The 17,892-nt window shown below is 32.3% G+C and carries 15 protein-coding genes; 3 read left to right on the plus strand and 12 right to left on the minus strand.

The features are described 5' to 3' along the window. Positions 1-220: 220 nt before the first annotated feature. The 10 genes from AC2D8I_RS09460 to AC2D8I_RS09505 form a co-directional block, all read right to left on the minus strand. Positions 221-3,559 carry a T9SS type B sorting domain-containing protein gene (locus AC2D8I_RS09460; RefSeq protein ID WP_484705757.1) on the minus strand — a complete coding sequence of 1,113 codons (3,339 nt, stop codon included), beginning with the start codon at positions 3,557-3,559 and terminating at the stop codon, positions 221-223. A gap of 95 nt (positions 3,560-3,654) precedes the next feature. Next, positions 3,655-4,491: an ABC transporter permease gene (locus AC2D8I_RS09465; protein ID WP_484705758.1), complete on the minus strand. Its 837-nt coding sequence runs from the start codon at positions 4,489-4,491 to the stop codon at positions 3,655-3,657. A gap of 29 nt (positions 4,492-4,520) precedes the next feature. Then, on the minus strand, positions 4,521-5,420 hold the full coding sequence (locus AC2D8I_RS09470) for an ABC transporter ATP-binding protein (protein WP_484705759.1): 900 nt from the start codon (positions 5,418-5,420) through the stop codon (positions 4,521-4,523). Positions 5,421-5,816: 396 nt separating this feature from the next. After that, a complete protein-coding gene (locus AC2D8I_RS09475) occupies positions 5,817-6,332 on the minus strand; it encodes an IS1096 element passenger TnpR family protein (RefSeq protein ID WP_484705760.1) in 516 nt (171 codons plus the stop codon). 38 nt (positions 6,333-6,370) lie between these two features. Further along, the gene (locus AC2D8I_RS09480; protein WP_484705761.1) at positions 6,371-7,387 is read right to left on the minus strand and encodes a COX15/CtaA family protein; all 1,017 of its coding nucleotides are present in this window, start codon (positions 7,385-7,387) and stop codon (positions 6,371-6,373) included. Positions 7,388-7,577: 190 nt separating this feature from the next. Further along, positions 7,578-8,996: a CCA tRNA nucleotidyltransferase gene (locus tag AC2D8I_RS09485; protein ID WP_484705762.1), complete on the minus strand. Its 1,419-nt coding sequence runs from the start codon at positions 8,994-8,996 to the stop codon at positions 7,578-7,580. Positions 8,997-9,011: 15 nt separating this feature from the next. Then, a complete protein-coding gene (locus AC2D8I_RS09490; RefSeq protein WP_484705763.1) occupies positions 9,012-9,572 on the minus strand; it encodes an L-threonylcarbamoyladenylate synthase in 561 nt (186 codons plus the stop codon). Positions 9,573-9,613: 41 nt separating this feature from the next. Continuing rightward, positions 9,614-10,684, minus strand: coding sequence for a glycosyltransferase family 4 protein (locus AC2D8I_RS09495; protein WP_484705764.1), 1,071 nt, complete (start codon positions 10,682-10,684; stop codon positions 9,614-9,616). A 61-nt stretch (positions 10,685-10,745) separates the two neighbouring features. Further along, the gene (locus AC2D8I_RS09500; protein ID WP_484705765.1) at positions 10,746-11,492 is read right to left on the minus strand and encodes a glycosyltransferase family 2 protein; all 747 of its coding nucleotides are present in this window, start codon (positions 11,490-11,492) and stop codon (positions 10,746-10,748) included. An 870-nt stretch (positions 11,493-12,362) separates the two neighbouring features. Further along, positions 12,363-13,100: a glycosyltransferase family 2 protein gene (locus AC2D8I_RS09505; RefSeq protein WP_484705766.1), complete on the minus strand. Its 738-nt coding sequence runs from the start codon at positions 13,098-13,100 to the stop codon at positions 12,363-12,365. 50 nt (positions 13,101-13,150) lie between these two features. Here AC2D8I_RS09505 and AC2D8I_RS09510 point away from each other — a divergent pair, with 50 nt between their 5' ends. Further along, positions 13,151-13,756: a glycosyltransferase family protein gene (locus tag AC2D8I_RS09510; protein WP_484705767.1), complete on the plus strand. Its 606-nt coding sequence runs from the start codon at positions 13,151-13,153 to the stop codon at positions 13,754-13,756. 57 nt (positions 13,757-13,813) lie between these two features. Continuing rightward, the gene (locus tag AC2D8I_RS09515; RefSeq protein WP_484705768.1) at positions 13,814-14,653 is read left to right on the plus strand and encodes a glycosyltransferase family 2 protein; all 840 of its coding nucleotides are present in this window, start codon (positions 13,814-13,816) and stop codon (positions 14,651-14,653) included. 96 nt (positions 14,654-14,749) lie between these two features. Here the strand turns inward: AC2D8I_RS09515 and AC2D8I_RS09520 are convergent, their stop codons facing one another. Next, on the minus strand, positions 14,750-15,817 hold the full coding sequence (locus AC2D8I_RS09520) for a glycosyltransferase family 9 protein (RefSeq protein WP_484705769.1): 1,068 nt from the start codon (positions 15,815-15,817) through the stop codon (positions 14,750-14,752). A 125-nt stretch (positions 15,818-15,942) separates the two neighbouring features. Here AC2D8I_RS09520 and AC2D8I_RS09525 point away from each other — a divergent pair, with 125 nt between their 5' ends. Continuing rightward, positions 15,943-16,704: a lipopolysaccharide kinase InaA family protein gene (locus AC2D8I_RS09525; RefSeq protein WP_484705770.1), complete on the plus strand. Its 762-nt coding sequence runs from the start codon at positions 15,943-15,945 to the stop codon at positions 16,702-16,704. 79 nt (positions 16,705-16,783) lie between these two features. Here AC2D8I_RS09525 and AC2D8I_RS09530 read toward each other — a convergent pair whose 3' ends face one another. Continuing rightward, positions 16,784-17,599 (minus strand): 2,3,4,5-tetrahydropyridine-2,6-dicarboxylate N-succinyltransferase, encoded by an 816-nt coding sequence (locus tag AC2D8I_RS09530; RefSeq protein WP_484705771.1) that lies wholly within the window; start codon positions 17,597-17,599, stop codon positions 16,784-16,786. Positions 17,600-17,892 lie beyond the last annotated feature (293 nt).

A 17,892-nucleotide genomic window follows, 5' to 3' on the forward strand; every position in this document is an offset into this window, starting at 1 on the left:
ATTTGAATGCAAAATGTATCTCTAATATTTTTTTATTAGTATTCAAGCATTTACAGATTTTTAATCACTGATAGTTTTTATTGTTTTAATTCGTTTAAAAACAGGTGTTTATAAGGTGTTTTACGTTGAAAGGCTATTAGCTTAGTTTCGCTAAAAGATTAAAAAGTATAATTGTTTTTTAATCTTTTGAGGCTTTTTTTTAGAACTACTATTATTTAGATTATCGTTTTAAGGTAAAATGGTCTTTATATGTTTTTCCATTTTTTAGTGTTATAGAAAACCAATAGTCATTACTAGGTAAAGGCGCTCCGTTTAAAGTGCCATCCCAGCCTTTGCTAGAAGCTTTCATTTGGGTGATAAGTTTGCCATAACGGTCAAAAATAGAAACGATACTATTGGCTTGAAATACAGAAGAGGCTCCATAAATCTGCCAAGTATCATTGTAACCGTCTTCATTTGGGGTAAAATACAATGGAAAGCCTATAACAGAAATCATCGTATCTATTATACCACAATAATTTTTTATATCCCTTATGGATACGGTATATATTCCTGGTTTTACTTGAATAAAAATAGGAATAGATTGATAGGGTGTACTGTTCCCTGCTTGACTTGTTAATGCATATTGATACTCACCTTCCCCAGAAACTAAAACAGTAATTTGATTCGTATTTAAACTACCGTCTATAATTTCTATATTTTCAATTGAAGCGATATTAGATGCTTCTACTGTAATTGTTCGTGTCTTAGAGCAACCTGTTAAGTTGTTGGTTACTGTAACAGTATATACGCCAGTTTCGTTAACGTTTATCGTTGGCGAAGTTGCATTATTAGACCAGTTGTATGAGTAATTATTTGATGTGCCTAAGGAGAGGGCATCTAAAGTTATAGTTGAAGGAAAGTCATTTAAGCAATAATAAAGCGTGTCATCATTTTCTAGAAGTGGTAGTGGGTTTATGGTTAGTAATACTTCGCTTATGCCATAACATGCATTGTTGTTTTCTGCTCTAACGAAAATGGTTTGAGAGTATGGCGTGGTATTACTGTAATTATTACTTAATGGATTTAGTTCTAATAAGGCGTCATTATAAGATGCGTAGTAGTTTAAACTTAAAGTATTAGGCAGTCCGTTTAAAATGTCTGAAGAAAAAGCGTTGAGGTTAAAGGTATGTATACCATCCTCGGAGTTCAGGGTGTCACAAACTGCTGGAGCGATGTAATCATTTATTTGAGTTGCGCTTACTTCTAGTGTTAATTGACTATAGTTTACACAGCCTGTTATATTATTGGTAACCCTAACAAAAATAGTTTGAGGGTTTGATGTGTTGTTGTAAGCCATTGCATTGAGTGGGTTTATATTATTCTGAGCATGGTTTAGCGACAAATAGAATTGTGTGGTACGGTTAGGTGTATTCCCTGTTAATAATTCATTTGCTTCTGTTAGATTAAAAGTGGTTAGACCATCTATATTATCGTTTACATCACATTGATATAAATTTCCATTAAAAGCTTCTGGGGTAGGATTTATGTTTAATAATATAGCGTAGGCAGAAAAACAATCTGTAAAGGTTTTGTTTTCTATTCTAACAAAAAGGGTTTCAGAAAACGGAGTTAGATTCGTGTATAAATCAGGTAAAGGATTTATATTGTTATTTGCATCATTTTGCGAATTATGGTACGATATAGTGACTAAGGTGGGGTCTATTGTTCCTAAAATATCTGTGTTTAGTAGCGGAAGGTTTATTGCTGCGACACCATCCATTGTATTGTCAGTGGCATCACAAAAATTGAAATTTGTTATGTTGTTGGCTGTGTTCGAAATCCCAAAAACTTGAATCTCAAAACTGGTGAGATCATAGCAACCTTCAAAATTTGAATTTTCGATTCGAGCATATATGGTTTGTGGGTTTGTAAGGTTTTGAAAATCTCCTATGATAGCATTTTGATTTGTATTAGCATCTATCATCGATGAAAAATACGTTACAGTATACTGCGATGGGGCTTGTCCATTTAATATCGCATTGGTTTGCATTGTGAGATCAAATTCGGAAACCCCGTCATTATTATCATCACAAACGGAAAGATTATTGGGCTGGGAGGCTATAGGAATATCAAAATAATTTACTGTAGCCATTCCTTCTAAACTACCACAATTACCATTGTTAAGTAGTATTTCAACATTGTACACGCCTGGAGCAGAGATTTCTAAATTAAAATTTGTCTCAGGCAATAGGTTTCCATCCATATACCAACTATAAGTTGCTCCTGGCATATTTTCTGCCATAAGCGTGTAGGTGTCTCCTGTGCATAAGGATAAATTAATAGCGCTTATGCCATTTTGTATAATGTCGATTTGTTGTGAGAAAAACGATTGTATAAACGGAGGTAAGCCTTGTCTAGAGCGTTTGTTGGATAGGTTTATTGCTGAATGCTCATAATTGCAAGCCGTTCCTATTTCATTGGGATTGTTTATAGCTCCTAAATTAGGTAAGCCTTGGTCATAAGTAATGCTTAATGCACGATATATTTTACCGTTAGGCCCTAATTGTAAGCCGCCTCTATATAGTTGCCTCTCATCGATGATTATTTGACTATTTGAAATGTTTGGGGCTTCTAAATTATATTGAATTAATGAAGTTTGATGGTTTGATGGATTTTCATTTTGAGACGGGTCGGTTTGATTGAAATAATCATTAGAGCTCGTAACATATAATAATTGGCTATTGGGTGAAAATTCTACTCCGTAAGACCTATTACTGTTTTGGGTAGCGATAGAAAGTGTTTCTATATTACTTACGATTCCAGTTTGTTTTTCAAAATCGGCAATGAATAACCCAGAACTAACATTAGCACAAGCTAATTTAGTACCACTTGGAGAAAATTTTAAATTCCCTCTGGAATCTGATATGGATAAATTGCTAAAGGTTGAAACTACTGCGTTTGTATTAACGCCTGTATTACTAACTTCAAACGCGTGAAAAGAATTCATAGAACTCGCATTGCTTCCTGTGGCATTGGAAAACGCAATAACCCAAATACTACCTGTTATACAATCCTTTAAAACAGCAGAGATTTTTTCGGAACATTTGTCGAGTAGTGGAATATTTTTATTAAAAGTTACATCTCCCAAGCCGCCATTTAAGGTGAGGTCGACTTCAGAATAATTTAAACCTGTTTGGGTTTGATTGGAGCCTACTGTAAAAATATAGTAGATGTTAGGGTTTCCTGGTTTTGGAACGACTATAGCCGATTGAGAGCTAGATTCATCTCCCAGAAGGGCGTTAGAAGGGGGCGTGGTGTTGGCATTAGACATTGGTTGATGATTAGCGTTATATACGGTAGTACCATCAGTATACAATACTAAGTTTCCAGAAGGATCAGATATTGTTGCACAACCTTCTACGGTAGCTAAGTTTCCATTAGTTAGTGAATTAACAGCACCTGTGTCTGTATTAAAATTTAACCCAGCATTATTTCCAAAGTACCAGTTCGCTGCTTCTTGTTGGGGAAAAGCAAGTAAAACACATAATAGGGTTAGTGTAGATAATATTTTTTTCATATTTAATAGCAATAGCCAGCTGTTATCAAATATATTATAAAATCTACACTTTTTATTAACGCGTAGCCAAAAAGCAATGTTTAAATAAACAAAACTTAGAGATCACGTTTTTCTAACAACTTGTATGAAAAGAATATAAAAATGGCAGTCCAAGCCAAAACAATTGCAATTTGATACCAATGTACAGCATAATCGAAATTGAATTGTTCTCCAATTTGATTTGCGACCTCTTTTACTGCTCCTAACCTGGAAAAAGGTTCTTTGATTAGGTTGGACATAGATTCTAATGGGAAAAATTGAGTAATATATCCAGCAATGTCTTTAGTGCTTTCAAATTGAAATGTAATTAAACCATATGCTATTTTTTCAATAACATACCATACAAATAGGAAGCCTAATGCAAAAGCAGAACGTTTTATTAGTATCCCTATGAATAAACAGAATGAAAAGAATCCTACTAATTTTATAAAGAAAGCAAGTAAATATTCCAAATCAGAAAAGACGTGATAAGTTTCTGTTATACTTGAAAAACCATAACCAAGAAAGAGGGATACTATAAAGACGAAAAGTGTTGAAATTAAAGCAAAAACAGCTACGGTTATAAACTTGGAGAGTATAAATTCTTTTTTACTTAAACCATCAATTAAGTTTTGTTTTATAGTCTTGTTGCTATATTCATTTGCCATCATAGATACGATGACTATCGCTAAAAAGAATTTTAATAATGAAGCAATAAACGTATTGAAATGCCAGATGTATGGAAAGTTAAAGATGCCTTGTTCGGCTAAATGGAACTTTATAGGCCCTATATCAAATTTAATTGAAGCAATAAGCGCAATAGAGGTTAATAGAATGAAGTAGGCCAGTATTAATACTTTACTGGCTCTATTATTCCATAGTTTTATGAATTCTATATTTAAAAGTCGTAACATTATTTTGATTGGTTTTTGATTGATGATTCTTATTTATGGTTGTCTGTAAGTTGAAGAAACTGTTCTTCTAAGCTTTCTTTTCTCATTACCAAATGAGAGAGGTAAATGCCTTGCTCTACAAGTTGTTTGTTGAAATCTGAGGCAGACATTGGTGTGTTTAAGAATGCTGTAATTAAATGTTCTTCTGTTTTAATCTCTGTTATAGATGCGTGCTTTTTTAAAAAGGATATTAATTTAGCATCATCATCACATTTTAATTCAAAAAAACCATGACTTGAAATCATCTCATCTACACGGCCAGAATATAGTTTTTCTCCTTTTCTAAGCACCACAACATGTGAACACACTTTTTCGACTTCGTCTAATAAATGTGATGCTAATAAAATAGTCGTACCATTACTCGCAATATTTCTAATAATTTCTCTAATTTGATGAATACCTTGCGGATCTAAACCATTGGTAGGTTCATCCAGAATCAAAATTTCTGGATCATTTAACAATGCGGAGGCAATGGCTAGACGTTGTTTCATTCCCAAAGAAAACGTTTTAAACTTGCTGTCTTTCCTTTCCAGTAAGCCCACGACTTGGAGTTTTTCATCTATTTTTGAATCATCAATTCCTTTGATCTTACATACTAATTTCAGATTTTTGTAAGCCGTCATATAAGGGTAGAAGTTGGGGCGTTCAATAATGGCTCCAACCTTTTTTAAAGCATTGTGGGTTGTAATGTCTCCATCAAACCATTGGAAATCTCCAGAGGTTTTATTAACGACATTAAGAGCGATGCCTAAAGTGGTTGATTTTCCACTTCCATTTGGCCCTAAAATACCATAAACGTTACCTTTTTTTATGGTAAATGATAAATCTTTTACAGCTGTTAAGTAACCGTATTTTTTTGTGAGATTATTAATTGTAAGAATGGTTTCCAAGATAAAAGTATTTTGATTGATTTAAAGTAAGACGATACGTAACCGTATTTGTTACAAAATTAAAAGTAAGTTTTAATTTTAAATGTTTAGCGGTTAAGGTAAAGGCAAATTAAATATAAGGGAAGCAGTTGTTTTGTATGCGCAATACTAGAATTATTGCGACTAGTGTTGTTATAAATACTTAAGCTTTGACTTTAGACTAATAAACGGATGTTTTCTGTAAGTGATTATTGTAAGAATGGAATGCGTGAATGGAATCAATTAATATAATCTGGATTGTTTAAAAGAATAGAAGGAAAGTGAAAATCCCATTATTAAGTATAATGGGATTGTATAAATACATACAAAAAGAGTATGTGTTTTTTTAAGTTATGTATTTTAAATTAAGACCGATTATTAATTCCAGTTTTCATTAAAATCTAAATTATCATAATCGTCTAAATTAAAGTCATCATCTAATTCATTAAAGTCATCAGTTTTATCGGCTTCAAACATTTTTTCAGGGGCATTTTCGGGAACCTGTCCTTGTACAAACATTAAATTCGGGTAGTCTACACCTTCATTTTCTTCAGCAATTTCGGCTAGTTCAACATAAAAAGTCCACATGTTTAAAAAATCGTAAACGTATATGAGTTTTGTTTGTGCTTCATGAACAGTATCATCTAATGGTGTTTCGTTCATTAAACGAACTTGATTTATTCCCTCGCTCATATCGAACAGTGAAATTTCCTCTCCTTGATTCCATGCGTCGTCGCATATATAAAAAGAGGCCATCTCTGTGCCATCAAAACCAAAGGATTGTGTTATGGTATTGTGTAAATCTTCAAGAGTATCGGTTTCTCTAATCTCTATATCGCGAAAAATATCTTCTTCGGTATCATTGTCAAGAATGACTCTAAATCTGTAAATCATTGTGAAAAGTTAAGACTACAAATATAAGCGTTTTTCAATTACTTACTAAACCGATGTAGCGTAAATGTCATAGCGCTTAATAAGAAAAAAGCGCCAACTTGATGGGCAACACCTAACCAAACTGGTACAGCGAAAATTAAAGTTAAAACCCCTAATAAAAATTGTAACCCAACTAAGCCTAATAAACTATTTACGGCTTTGGTTTGAAGAGGAGTTAGAACTATTTTTCTTGTGTTGTACCATATATAGCCAATTAATAATACGACGAGATAGGCTAGTATACGGTGTGTAAATTGTACGCCACTTCTGCCTTCAATAAAGTTCTTGTATACAGGTGTTTGTTCTATATATACGGTTTCATGTATAAAATGACCTTCATTCATCATTGGCCAATGGTTATGAATAAAACCAGCATCTAAACCCGCAACAAAAGCGCCGTAAATAATTTGAAGTAAAAGAACAGCCATTCCAAATCGGATAATTGTTCTAAGTTTTTTATTGACTTGTTTTCTGTTTGGAAATATTAGATCTAGCGCAACCCAAAAGGTATAGGCAAAGGTTATAAATGCGGTTGTTAAGTGAGCTGCTAACCTGTAATGACTTACGTCTGGTCTATCAACTAAACCGCTTTTTACCATATACCAACCTAAAAACCCTTGGAAAGCGCCTAATCCTAATAAAATAGCTGCTTTTTTAATGGTGGCTTTAGAGAGTTGTTTTGTAATTAAAAAGTATAAGAAAGGAAGGAAAAAAACTAAGCCAATAAAACGGCCTATCACACGATGCAACCATTCCCAAAAATAAATATCTTTAAAATCTTGTAATGTAAAATCACTATTTAGTTTTTTGTATTCAGGGTATTGTTTGTATAAATCAAATGCGGTATGCCATTCTGTGTCATTCATTGGAGGGATCGTTCCAGAAATTAATTTGTAATTGGAAATGGACAAGCCAGAATGTGTAAGCCTAGTAATGCCTCCCACAACAACCATAATAAAGATTAATAAACAACCTGTTAGTAGCCAGTAAATCACTTTTTTATTGTCTTTTTTCATCGTTATTATTTTTTTTGAAGGGTTTGCTTTTTTCTTTAGCTAAAAAGAAGGTTAGTTGTAATTTTGGGGCTTGAATGTGCCGCTTTTAATTTTTTGTAATTTGGTTAAACTTATAAAATAGTATTTATTTAAATAGCGGTGCTAGTGAAAGATTTAAAATTAGCTTTTTTTTGTTTAAAGTATTGAGAGGTTAATTAGAAACTGTTAAACCTAAAGCTTTTCCTTTTTTTAGCATTAAATTAAAAGCAGCTTCATGTTCGTTAGGGATATCGCCTTCTAAAATAGCTTCTTTTATGGCTTCTTTTATCAGCCCAATCTCACGAGAAGGTTTTAAATTAAATGTTTTCATTATTTCTTCTCCAGAGACTGGTGGTTGAAAATTACGAATACTGTCTTTTGCTTCTACTTCAATTATTTTTTGTCTTACAATTTTAAAATTGTTGTGGTATTTGTTGAATTTTCTTGGGTTTTTTGTTGTAATATCTGCTTCACAAAGCAGCATTAGATCATCAACATATTCTCCTGCATCAAAAACCAATCTTCGTACTGCCGAATCGGAAACAATATCTTGAGCCAATACAATAGGGCGAGAGCTCATAAATACCAGTTTTTGAACAAATTTCATTTTATCATTAAGCGGCATTTTTAACCTCTTGAATAAACGGTATACCATTTTAGAACCTTCAAATTCGTGTGAATGAAAAGTCCAGCCTACTTTTTTACTGAATTTTTTGGTTGGCGCTTTGCCTATATCATGTAATAAAGCAGCCCAGCGTAGCCAGACATTATTGGTGTGTATTGAAATATTATCAACAACTTCTAACGTGTGGTAAAAATTATCTTTATGTTTTTGACCTTCAATTTCGTCTATCCCTTTTAGGGCGGTTAATTCTGGCAAAATATATTGTAATAGCCCTGTTTCTTCTAATAAAAGAAAACCAATAGATGGTGTTTTACTTTCTAATATTTTATTTAACTCAACAACGATACGTTCTTTGGTAATTATTTTAATACGGTTGCTATTTCTGGTAATGGCATTAAGGGACTCTTTAGCTATGATAAATCCTAATTGTGAGGCAAAACGAATGGCTCTCATCATTCTTAATGGATCATCGCTATAGGTAATATCTGGGTCTAATGGTGTACGAATTATTTTATGAGTTAAATCTTCAACACCGTTAAAAGGGTCAAGCAGGTCACCAAAGTTAGATTCGGATAAATCTAAGGCTAATGCATTGATGCTAAAATCACGTCGGTTTTGATCGTCTTGTAATGTTCCGTTTTCAACGATAGGATTTCTACTGTCTGTCTTATAGGATTCTTTTCTGGCACCAACAAATTCGATTTCAATATCATTGTAACGTAACATTGCTGTGCCATAGGTTTTAAAAACCTGAACTTTTGGTTTATTAGGAATGTTTTTTGCAACTTGCTTTGCAAGTGCTATACCGCTACCAATAGCAACAATATCAATATCTTTAGCGTTACCACGTTGTAATATGTGATCTCTAACAAAGCCACCTATAACATAACAGTCTAATGAAAGTTCTGCTGCAGATTTAGAAATAATTTTGAATATATCGTTTTGTAATGCGTTTTTGTAATTCATTGTATTATAACCAACTTACTCGCGAATAATCTTTATGCCTCCATTATTACTTACTTTAATAATTGCTGAAGGGGTCCCCCCGTTTTTTTCGCTTTGCAAATTTACGACATAATCCACACCTTTTAAAATGGCTTGATCTATTTCTTTAAATGATTTGGGTGTAGGATTTCCTGTAATGTTTGCTGAGGTCGACACTAATGGTCTTTTTAGTTTTCGTATTAATTTTTTACAAAAATCATGTTGTACTATTCGTATGCCTAAAGTATTGTCGTTTGCAATTAAATTTTCAGCAATTCCAGCAGGATTATCGTAAATAAGGGTTGTTGGTTTTACTGCTAATTCTATGATATTATATGCCACGTTTGGAACATTATCAACATGTTTTTCTAGCATTCCAAAATTGTTTACTAAACAAATCATTGTTTTGGATTCGGCCCTTTGTTTTAACAGATATATTTTTTGAACAGCTTTGGCGTTTGTTGCATCACAACCAATGCCCCATACGGTATCTGTGGGATAAAGAATGAGTCCTCCTTTTTTTAGGGTCTCTAATGCATTTATAATTTCGTTTTCCATTTTTTTGTTAATAGGATTGATGTATGAAATTTGTTTTTGAATTAGGACAATAGTTTTTTATAAGCCTTAATGTATTCTAAAGCAGTAGCATCCCAATTAAAACTGGTGGCTCGTTCTATGTAAGCACGTTTATATGTTTCTTTGTTTGTCTCATAAGCATGCATCCCGTTTTCGAAAATGGCTTTCATGTATTCAGGGTCAAAATGCTCCCAATAAAAAGCGTGTTTACCTCCAATTTCAGGAAGTGATGTTAAATTAGATAAGAATATAGGCTTTCCAAAACGCATCGCTTCAATAGGCGGAATTCCAAACCCTTCTAATAAAGATGGGAATACAAAGGCGGCACAGTTTTTTAAATAATATTGCTTTTCTATATCACTTATAGTTCCTATTAGGTGAACCCGGTTTTTTGTTTTTGTGTTAATAATGGTTTGGGCTAATTTTACCTTGGCATAATTGCTAGAGTTATTCCCCGCAAGTATCAAGTCAAAATCAGGTAATAATTCTAACATTTCTATTAATACATGCACATTTTTACGTTCATTTAATGCGCCAATAAAGAACAGATAAGGACGATTTGTTTGTGGTTTTATGGAAATGCTTTTAGTATCTAGTAATTCTCGAATAGGATTACCGTTATATATAACGTATTCAGGAACTTTAGGAACGTCAAAATATTTATGCGTAGATGCTTTTGCGTACTCAGATATGTAGGTAATTGCGTTACTTCTGTTTAATTTTTTTATAAAACGCTGATTGGTTTTATGATTTAAATCATTAGACACTTCATCTATAAAGTTTACATCATGAACCGTTAACATATAAGGAATGTTGTAGTTAGGTTCTATTTTAATGTTTTGATTTAGTGAGTGCCAAATGTTATATTTTTTTCTAATTCTAAATAGCGGTTGCCTTGAGATGGACTTGTAAGTCTTATAATTAAAATAATTACCGAACTCTTCTTTTAAAACAGCCGTATTTTTGGCATGTAAAGTTATTTTAAAATCTAGAATATTGGCGTGGTACAACCCTTTAATTAAATGGTAGTTAAATTGACCAAAACCATTGTTTGGATTCTTTATATTGTGAGATTCTAAAAAAACGTTTTTCATCTATTGTGTTTGATGGGGTATTCGCAATTAATTTTTCCTAAGTTATAAGGACGTAGTTTTTTTATTCAATATTTCTATACATAGCCCAAAGTTGAATATACCGTTTGTATACCGAAAAGGCATGTACATAGCATATTATAAAACCTTCTTTACCATCTAGGAATCCTAAGCGGAAAAAATATTGATGCATAAAACGATACCATGGTCTAAATAATAAGTGGTATAGATTTGGTCTTACATTTTTTTTGTATAATGCTTTTGCTTGTAATTTACTGTAATGACTTAGCTTTTGGTTGTAATTATCAAACGATTTATAGGTTTGATGATTTAAAGCCTGTTTTAGCATTCCAACTGTTTCTTGAGTTTCTATAGATTCGTGTACAGGATTGTCATTATATCTACAATACCTCTTGTCAAACAATCTTACAGAAACGTCTGTTTGAAAACCACTGTACTTAATGCGTTTTCCCATGAAATGATAGTGTCGTTTAACTTTATAGGCTTTCAATGGATTATTAGTATTAACGGTTGCTATAATTTCTTCGGCTAAAGGCTTTGGAATGTCTTCATCAAGATCGAAGAAAACAACCCAGTTGTGACTTGCTTGATCGATTGCAAAGTTTTTTTGTTTTGAAAAATTTTCGAAGGGGTGTTGAATGATCTTTACGTCGTAATTTTTAGCCAGTTCAATTGTTTTGTCCGTACTAAATGAATCTACAATTATGATTTCATCAGCAAAGGATAAGCTTTTTATATAGCTTTCAATGTGTATTTCTTCGTTATAAGTTATTGCTACTGCGCTAATCATTTATAGAACCTGGTTTTTATTAAAAAAAATTAAGATACCCTTGTTATATTTGTGTCAAAAATAATGAAACTCATTTAAAAAAGAGTGAATTAATAAATATAGATGCCTGGTTGTTTATAGTAAAAACCAACATTTCAATATATGCTACCATAGTAAATGGCAAAGTTACCAGATACTGAAAATAGTAATGGGTTACAATTTTTAGATAAAAGTTAGAGGAGCGGTATGGGGATATTGCATTTTAATAATTTATATAAGTTTAAGTCTCTAGAAGATTTTTATATAAAACTGTAATTAGTGTATTTTATGATGTATATGTGAATCAATTCAAATATGCCTAGCCTTTGTTACAACAATATGGATTAAAGGCTTGTTTTTATATTCCGTTTCAGTATGTGGGAGGTGTAGACGATTGGAATGTAGGAACAGAAGCTGCTATGAGTGTTTCTTAACTACAGTTTTTAGATCCAAAAAGGGTAGAACACGGATTATATTCTTTTGCTCATAACCACTATAATGAAATGTCTAAGGACGACTTGTAAATAGATTTTATTAAATGTAAGGCGTTTATTGTGGAGCATAATTTAAACGTAAGTAATACATTGGCTTATCCTTAAGGGAAGTATTCTCGAATGGGGAAGCTGCAAATGGTGTTTTTAATTTGTTAAATGTAAATAGAATAGCCTATGACTTACGAATAGGGAACAGGGGAAATAAATTTCCTTTTAAAAACAATTAATTATGAAGTAGAACGTATAGATGTTAAAGGCGAAGATGACTTGAATACTTTTAAGAAAAAAATAAAAAAAGGAAAAGCCTCGTTTTAATGCGGGTATTATAAGGGCTTGTACAAACTAAAAAAATAAGGGCTTATTTAATACCCTTTTGTAGCAAGATTAATTTTACATAGCGCGAGAACACTCCATAAGCATTTATAGTAGCCATAGTTAGTCCAGGAATGCCATCTAAAAACCCACGACGTAGTATATAGCTACTAAAAAAGCGATAGAAAGGTTTAAAGGCTAAGTGGAAATATGTCGCTTTCTTTCCTTTTTTTAGCATTTGTTCTGCTTGAAACCAAGCGTAGTTGTCTTTTTTTCCAATGTAATGCATCAAACCTTTATAGGTGTAATGCAATACAGGGTTTTTTAGCTTTCCTATAGAGCCATTTATAATAAGTTTCTCATGAACACTGCCTTCAAAACGACAGGCTTCTCTAATGACTAGTCGCGTAACATTGTCACTATGGTGATATAAGAATCTATTCATATAAAAATGAGGAAAGTTAAGTTTATAACCGCTGTGTTTTCCAGAACCTATAGCTTCTAAAATTTCTTGTTTTAACACATAAGGAATGCGTTCATCACCATCTATAAATAAAACCCATTTGCCAGTAGCGTATTGTAATGCGTGGTTTTTTTGATTTGAAAAGTTGTCAAATTTTCTAGACAATACTTTGCAACCAAACGACTTAGCGATTTCAACAGTGTTGTCGGTACTTAAAGAGTCTATAACGATAATTTCATCGGCAAATTCAACAGAATATAGCGCATCTTTTAAGTAAAGCGCTTCATTGAAGGTGGGGATGATTACAGTGAGTTTTGTCATAATAATTTGTAGTTACAAACTTACTAAAAAACTTTATCTTTGTTTACTGTATGACAAAAATAGACACTACAGTAATACTTTCTGGTTTAAACGGTTTTGAATATCTTAAAACTGTATTGCATGGATACAACAATCAAACCTATCGTTTGTTTGAAATTGTGATGGTTGTAGAACGCCTTTCAGAGGATTTAAAGGAAAACGTTGCAACGATTGCTAAAGAGGTATTTTTTGATGTGCATTTAACAACTCTAGAAGCAATGTTACATAATTGCCACACTAATTATTTTATTTTCTCTAATGCCAATGTATTGCCTCGAAAGGATTTTGTAGAACAACATGTAAAATTGCGAGAAGAAGGCTATTTTGTAAATGGAGAATCTGTATTATTTCATAAACCTAAGAAAATAACTAAAGCTGTTATTTATAATGCTCACTGTTTTAATATTAATTGGTTGCGCGAAAATGGTTTAGATTTAAAAAATCAAGAAGGCCTAGTCGTTTGTAATGTCTCTGGGTGGAAAAAAGAGATTAAGAATATAGAATCTGCTGCTATTAGCACTTCCAATAATGAATTGAAATTATATTTAAAGAGCCTTTCGCTAAAGTCAAGAATACTGCGGAATAAATTTATATGCGTACATTTGCATAGTAAGTAAAAATGATAAAAAATTAAGATTCCTTGCCTTTTTGGCGGAATGAAAAAATAGTTTTAAATGAACGATTTGCCTATATCAGTAATTGTGAGTACGTATAATTCTGAAGATTATCTAAGTAAAGTCTTAGAGAGTTATAAAACTCAAGATTACAAGAATTTTGAAGTCATTGTTGCAGATGATGGTTCTCGGGAGTCCACTAGAACGTTAATAGAGCGTTTTATGGTGAATTATCCCGTTAAGTTACGTCATATTTGGCATGAGGATAAAGGGTATCGTAGACAAGAATTGTTGAATAAGTGTATTGTCCAAACAGAGTATGATTATATTTTGATGACAGATGGCGATTGTATAGCGCGACCAGATTTTGTATCTACACATGCCAAGTATGCTGAAAAAGGGGTCTTTCTATCAGGAGGTTATTGTAAGTTAGATAAGCCTACTAGTGATGCGATAACATTAAAGGATATAGAAGCAGGCCGCTGTTTTAATCCGAAATGGCTAAAACAACAAGGTGTCTTAGGTAAAAAGCAACAATTAAAGTTAAGTGTTGGTAATAAATTGGCAGGTTTATTAGATGCTATTACACCTACTGGTGCTACTTTTAATAATTGTAATTCTAGCGCTTGGAAGGATGATTTATTAGCCATTAATGGTTACGATGAGCGTATGCAATATGGAGGGCCAGATAGAGAGCTTGGGGAGCGTTTAGTTAATTTAGGGGTTAAGACAAAGCAAATTCGTTATAAGGCAATTTGTTTGCATTTAGAACATCCAAGAGGATACAAAACAAAGGAGTCCTTAGAAAGAAATCTAGCGATTAGACGAAATACTAAAAATAAAAAGGTTATAAAAACACCTTATGGTATTGAGAAATTAAAATCTCAAGGTGGTGACTAAGAATATACTTAAAACTTTAATAAAAGTCTTTTATATTATAATTTTAGAGGTAGAGAATTCGTCTAGGACTTATCAAATTAAACATTTTTGAGTGAGTTATTTTTTTAGATGATATGCTAAAAAAGCATTCAGTTTAGGTAAGATCAACTCTGGAGTTAATTGTTTATACATATAAGAAGGGTCGTCTTCAATTTTACGGCGCACCTGCTTTTCAGTAGAAAATAAATTTGGTTTTTCTTCTAATAAATGTATTGAATTATGTGTTGTGCCATCTTCAAAACTAGCCCAATGTTCTTTTAATATATAAGGTGAAAATATTGTAAAAGTTGGTTTGTTTAAAGCCTTTGCTATGTGTATTATTCCGCCTTCATTCGCAATTAGTAAAGTACATTTATTCATTAATTTAATGAAACCACGAATACTATCTTCATAGATGTCGATAACAATATTATTTTTGTTTATACATTGTTTGTATATTTTTAAAGCTTCTTCTTTTTGGTGAGGGGCATAATTGAAAAGTACCTTAACGTCATAGTTATTGGTTATATCATTTATAATTTTAGCGATATATTCATAAGGCATTGATTTTTGAGGTGTACTACCTAAAACACCTAGCATAATAACAGGGGTATCGTACTGATCTAGTTTGTTGTATTGTTTTTCGGTTTTTGTTAAACTTATCTTAGGAGTGTAATCTATAGCTATATTTGAGCAATCAAAAACAGATTTCACCATATTCACGCGATCTTCAATAGCTTTTCCGCAAATGTTTGATTTTTTTTCTAAAAAAGGAATGTTGTGTGTATAAAAAGGTAAAGGTGGATTTTTTTCTCTCTTTTTAAAGCCAATTCGAATAGGCGCTTTAGAAAATAAGCAAATTAATCGACTTTGAAGTTTAGCATAAGGGTCAAATATGATATCGTATTTTCTTTTTTTTAAAGTTTTTATTAAAGTAAAAAGATTTCCGATTTTTTTTAATTCTTTATCGTTTATTACAATGATATTGTTTATATTGGGGTTGTTCTCTATAACACCAGTGGTGTAATCATATACTAAGTAATCAATACAACTATTAGGGTATATTGCTTTCATGTTTTTAGCAATTACTGAAGCTATAAGTACATCTCCAATACGTTTGTTTTGTATAACTAGAATGTTTTTCATATTCAATTTCCCTAGATAAAGAGAATTTTTAGGTTTGTTTGATCTATTAAAATGCAAAATATTATTTTTTCAGCTTTTATTAAAATTTAATTTCACATATATTTGATAAATAACAGATGGATTCTATGAGTACCGTACACATTCACCCCAAATACAAACATTTAAAAACAGAACTATTGAAGTGTGTTACACATTTCGAAACCGAAGGGAAATATGTTACAAAAGGAGACCGAAACATTATAAAAAGTTTTAAGGTCGATGATGAAGTTGTAAACGTAAAGGCATTTAAAACACCTAAAGCTTTTAATAGTTTTGTGTATAAAAATGTTAGAAAATCAAAAGCAAAACGTTCTTTTGAGTATGCTAAACGATTAACCGAAGTAGGTGTTTTAACACCTTTTCCAATAGCTTATATGGAAAATACATCTGCTATAGGTCTTAAAACTAGTTATTATATAAGCAAGCACATCGATTATGATCTTGATTTTAGAGTTTTGATTCATAATCCCCTGTATGAGGAGCGTGATGTTATTTTAAAGCAGTTCACAGCTTTTACGTACAAGCTCCATAAAAACAATGTGAATTTTTTAGATCATTCGCCAGGGAATACGTTAATCGTTAAAAAAGAGCAAGGGTACGATTTCTATCTTATAGATTTAAATAGGATGCGTTTTGAAGCTATGAGTTTACAAAAGCGAATGGAAAATTTAAAACGTTTGTGGTTGTCTAAGAAAATGATAAGGATAATTGCAGAAGAATATGCTAGAATAAGTAAAGAGCCTTTTGATGAGGTCTATAGAATGTTATTAGAGTCTTCAAAAAGCTTTAAATTACGAGCAAATAGAAAAAAACGTTTTAAACGTAAGTATCTGAAAAAAAATAAATAATATCTATTATCAGTCGCAGGTATAAAGCCTTTTAAGAGGCAAAGTAAAAAACTGCGACTGATGATCATTTAAAATTTATCTATACTGCGACATTATGTTCACGTAGCGCATCGTTTAAAGAAGTCTTTTTATTAGTGCTTTCTTTACGTTTGCCAATAATTAAAGCACAGGGAACATTGTAATTTCCCGCAGGGAAAGACTTTGTGTAACTTCCAGGGATTACCACCGAACGTGCAGGAATATAGCCTTTCATTTCTATAGGTTCTTCACCAGTAACATCTATGATTTTTGTAGATGCGGTTAAGACTACATTTGCCCCAAGAACAGCTTCGGTTTCAACACGTATCCCTTCTACAACAATGCAACGCGAGCCAATAAAAGCGTTGTCTTCAATAATAACAGGTGCTGCTTGTAAGGGTTCTAAAACACCGCCAATACCTACACCTCCAGATAAGTGTACATTTTTACCAATTTGAGCACAACTACCAACAGTAGCCCAGGTATCTACCATAGTACCTTCGTCTACATAAGCGCCAATGTTTACATAGCTTGGCATTAAGATGGTGCCAGACGAAATATAAGCGCCATGTCTAGCAACGGCATGAGGGACTACACGAATTCCTTTTTCTTTATATCCTTTTTTTAAAGGGATCTTATCATGGAATTCAAAAATACCAACCTCTAGCGTTTTCATTTTTTGAATTGGAAAATATAAAACGACGGCTTTCTTAACCCATTCATTTACTTGCCATCCGTTATTGGTGGGTTCTGCCACACGAAGCGTACCTTCATCTAGTAAGCGTACAACTTCCCTAATGGCGGTTGTAGTTGATTCATTATTCAATAAAGTTCTGTCGTTCCAAGCGTTTTCAATAGTTTGCTGTAATTCTTTCATAAAAAAACTTTTTCCTTTTAAGGGATGTATTATTGTTATTACATAATTTATTAGGGCAGATTACTATAAGGCTTACTCCATGGCTTTCTTTTAAAATGAGAGGTGTTTGTGAATTACATTTATTAAATAATGTAACGCAAAAACAATTCAAAAAAAATGAGCAAAATCACCATAAACATAAAACAGTTAATGCTATGTATAAACAGGTGGCATACGATCTAATTCCCTCACGCAAATATAGTTTCAATTTATAATTTGACATAATATTTAACTATCTACTAATTAAACCTTAA

The organism is Lacinutrix sp. YIN62 (assembly GCF_057219185.1).